The 3,194-nt window shown below is 39.2% G+C and carries 6 protein-coding genes; 4 read left to right on the forward strand and 2 right to left on the reverse strand.

Translation table 11 applies throughout. The features are described from left to right. The 4 genes from ACFQ1X_RS10055 to ACFQ1X_RS10070 form a co-directional block, all read left to right on the forward strand. Positions 1-365: transposase (locus tag ACFQ1X_RS10055; protein WP_379082387.1), on the forward strand; the 365-nt coding region annotated here is incomplete at its 5' end. 163 nt (positions 366-528) lie between these two features. After that, positions 529-948 (forward strand): hypothetical protein, encoded by a 420-nt coding sequence (locus ACFQ1X_RS10060; protein ID WP_144841689.1) that lies wholly within the window; start codon positions 529-531, stop codon positions 946-948. 10 nt (positions 949-958) lie between these two features. Next, positions 959-1,459, forward strand: coding sequence for a hypothetical protein (locus ACFQ1X_RS10065; protein WP_144841688.1), 501 nt, complete (start codon positions 959-961; stop codon positions 1,457-1,459). Positions 1,460-1,626: 167 nt separating this feature from the next. Next, a complete protein-coding gene (locus tag ACFQ1X_RS10070; RefSeq protein ID WP_379082391.1) occupies positions 1,627-2,013 on the forward strand; it encodes a hypothetical protein in 387 nt (128 codons plus the stop codon). A 420-nt stretch (positions 2,014-2,433) separates the two neighbouring features. Here ACFQ1X_RS10070 and ACFQ1X_RS10075 read toward each other — a convergent pair whose 3' ends face one another. Beyond that, positions 2,434-2,760: a helix-turn-helix domain-containing protein gene (locus ACFQ1X_RS10075; protein WP_379082394.1), complete on the reverse strand. Its 327-nt coding sequence runs from the start codon at positions 2,758-2,760 to the stop codon at positions 2,434-2,436. Continuing rightward, a partial coding sequence (locus ACFQ1X_RS10080; RefSeq protein ID WP_379082397.1) for a type II toxin-antitoxin system RelE/ParE family toxin occupies positions 2,757-3,194 on the reverse strand: 438 nt, incomplete at its 5' end. The genes ACFQ1X_RS10075 and ACFQ1X_RS10080, both read right to left, overlap by 4 nt.

Here is a 3,194-nt window from a genome sequence, read left to right on the forward strand (position 1 = left end):
AGATCCGGGTCGTCACCAATCTTCTTAACCTGGCAGCTGAGGCCATCGCCCGAATCTACAAAGCGCGTTGGGGCATCGAATCCTTCTTCCGCTGGATTAAACAGAACTTGAACGTGCCGAAGTTATTTGGCCAAACGCCAAATGCCGTCTACAACCAATTGTTTGCTGCATTGATCGCTTATGTGCTGATGCAGTGGCTATATCAAAAGACGAAATCGGCCATCCCAATGCCGACTTTGTCGCTTGTGGCCTTCCAGCGCACACTGTTGACCGGTGCCTTGCCTTTAATTTGGCTGGATGCGCTGACGACATTTCTATACGAGTATTTTGCGCTCAACAGGAGCAGTCTGTCATTTATTGGTTAATCAACACGCGTGTTAAATTTAATTATTAAAAAATTCGAAATAAACAAAAACATTATATACAAATTTAAATTCTTTCTCTAAAATAGAAACAAAGGAGGTTTATGGTTCAAAAGGAAAATTAATCAAAAATTAGATTAATAATTATGAAAAGGGGGAAGTTAATATGAAAAAGATGAAAAAGTATTTGATGTCTTTCTTGGTCGCAACTTTGGTATTTGCTGTATTCTCGTTTACAGGTTCTAATCCAGCTTCTGCAATGCCAGGTTTCTGTGAAATTAATTCTGTCCCTAGCCCAACAGTCTCAGTGATGAATGCGTCTGAATTAAAGACAGAGTTCCAAGAAGAAAAGTTTTTAGTAATTGAAGATGGAGACATAAGTATTCAAGGCTGTAGTGGAGTGGGAATAAAAAGAGCTACTTCTTATCAAATTTCTAAAACAGGACGTAATGAACATCAAATTAAAGGAGAATATGACCGTGGCTCTTCGTTTGATTTATATGTAGTGACTAAAACAGGGCAAGTAGTTATTGTTCACGTAGCTAAGAGAATAATTACTGACTGGACCGATTACTTTACAAAATAGGAGGAATATTTTGGATTTACATTACTATGTTTTAAGTTTTTGCTTTTTCTCCAAGCCGATATCTTACGTTGCACCTGAGATTGATGGAGACGCGAAACTTTTCACTCATGAGGATATTAACAGCAGCTTAAACCTATCTGATACTTTGCACTTCAATAGAGGCGAATCGAACTTCTTCACTCAACGCGGACCAGCGACTTACGCTTTTTGGGCACATTCCTTTTATTTAACTAAAGAAGAAGCCGATTTATTGAACGATGATGTGGAACATTTGCTGGAGGTTTTATTCGAGAAACTAAAACAATATTTGATTGAAAACGATGTAAGCAAAGAAAAAATAGAGGCATTAAAACAAACCTATAATGGAAGATGTGAAGTAATTTTATCACACCCCAATACATTGATAAGAATGTTTACACTTAGGCAGAATCCATTGAATACTTTGGTTGATTTCGGATTGAATTTTCATCATTGGCCTCTCAGTATAGAACAGTTAGATCAATTAAAATAGGATATTATAAATAAACCGTTGACTTCGCCTCTTCAATGAATTGAAGCTATTAAAGTAATAACTTCACGTGTGTTGATTAACCAGAATAATCCAAAGAAAAACAAAAAGAGACAACTTTCTTGTAGACTGTAAGTGCGAACCAACAACTACAGGAAGAGGTGTCCCTTATGAAACAGAATACCATGTTCCCGAATTTGATTCAAAAGTTTATTACGGCTGAAGATGTGGCGGTATTGATGCAATGGATTGGCTATGAAGATACCGCCCGAAAACTCACGATCGGCAGTCTACAAACAATTGTTTGCGGCTTTGATCGCGTATGTGCTCATCCAGTGGCTGTATCAAAAAACAAAATCGGCCATCCGGATACCGGCCTTATCACTTCTGACCTTTCAGCGCACGCTGTTGACCGGCACCTTGCCCTTGCTTTGGCTGGATGCATTGACGACGTTTCTCTACGACTACTTTGCGCTCAGCAGGAGCAGTCTGTCATTTATTGGTTAATCAACACGCCTGAAATAATTTTAAAAAACACTTCACTGTGGAGAACTTGAGTTACCAGTAATCATCACAAAATGAGGTGCAGATTGTTATACATATTTAATTATATTTTTGGGTGCATTTTAACGTTTTGCGACAGGTAACGGAACCCGTTACACAAAGAAGGCATCTGCAGCTTCCTTGTTTTCCTCGTAAGTTCCCAATTCTTTTCGTCCAATGTATGTATTAATTTCAATCACTTGTACTCCAGCCTCCTTCTACGTCAGTTTACTAGTGTTACTCTCATACAAATTAGTTGTGGTTACTATACCAATTTCTTTCCAGCAAGGTTTCATTTTTTCTAAAATACGGACGTTTAAAGAAATTTTTCGAATGGTTTTGAATGTAACATAATACCAAGTAAGTTACATTCAAAAACAAAGATAACCCCCGATTGCCAAACGGCTGATCGGGGGTTATTCCATGCGCTATCGTTAACTTTTTACTAGATCGGAACTGGTTCTTTGCTCGTCTTGCTTCTCGTCATATTCTTGCATCAGGGAAGGCACGTCCGTCTGAAGAGCTGCAGCTAACGATTTCAAGCTTTTCAGGGTCACATTCTGACTTCCATTTTCAATGCGAGATACCACGTTTTGCTTGGTGTGCATACGCAAAGCGACTTCGCTTTGCGTAAGTCCTAGCCGATTTCGTTGGCGAATGATGTTGCGAGCAAGTGTGTATTCCAGTTCACTGTCCGCCCATTCCTTGGCAAATTCCGGATCTTTTAGGTTTTCTGCTACGTAGCTTTCCAAAAAACTCATGTCGAATCCCTCCCTTTTTGTCGTAAATAATCGTCTCGATAGCGTTTGGCACGATCGATTTCCCCCTGGGGTGTTTTTCCGGTTTTCTTTCGGAAACCATTCAGCAAAATGAATTCACCGTTTTCGTAATGAAAATGGAACATGCGAAAAATGTTGCTGCCCAGAATCGTACGGAGTTCATAGATGTCTTTCTCTATCGGTCTTCTGTGCGGCATGCGCAGCGTCGGACCAAACTCTCCCAATAATTGAATAGTGCGTAATACCTTCGCCCTTTCCTTTGGCGGAAGCGATTTTAGAAACTCGACAGCAGGTTCTTCACCATTGTCTTTTTTATATGCATTGACTGTCCATTTTGGCTTTTCCATACACCAAATATAACATATAAGTAATAAAATATCGAGTATACTAAACAGATTTCGAATGTAACATATGTG

The organism is Metaplanococcus flavidus, assembly GCF_042675885.1.
Taxonomy (GTDB): Bacteria; Bacillota; Bacilli; order Bacillales_A; family Planococcaceae; genus Planococcus; species Planococcus flavidus.

Excerpts from the sequence above, each read along its gene's own strand:
- ACFQ1X_RS10075 (WP_379082394.1), bottom strand. The coding sequence starts at position 2,760 with ATGAGTTTTTTGGAAAGCTACGTAGCAGAAAACCTAAAAGATCCGGAA.
- ACFQ1X_RS10060 (WP_144841689.1), top strand. The coding sequence starts at position 529 with ATGAAAAAGATGAAAAAGTATTTGATGTCTTTCTTGGTCGCAACTTTG.
- ACFQ1X_RS10070 (WP_379082391.1), top strand. The coding sequence starts at position 1,627 with ATGAAACAGAATACCATGTTCCCGAATTTGATTCAAAAGTTTATTACG.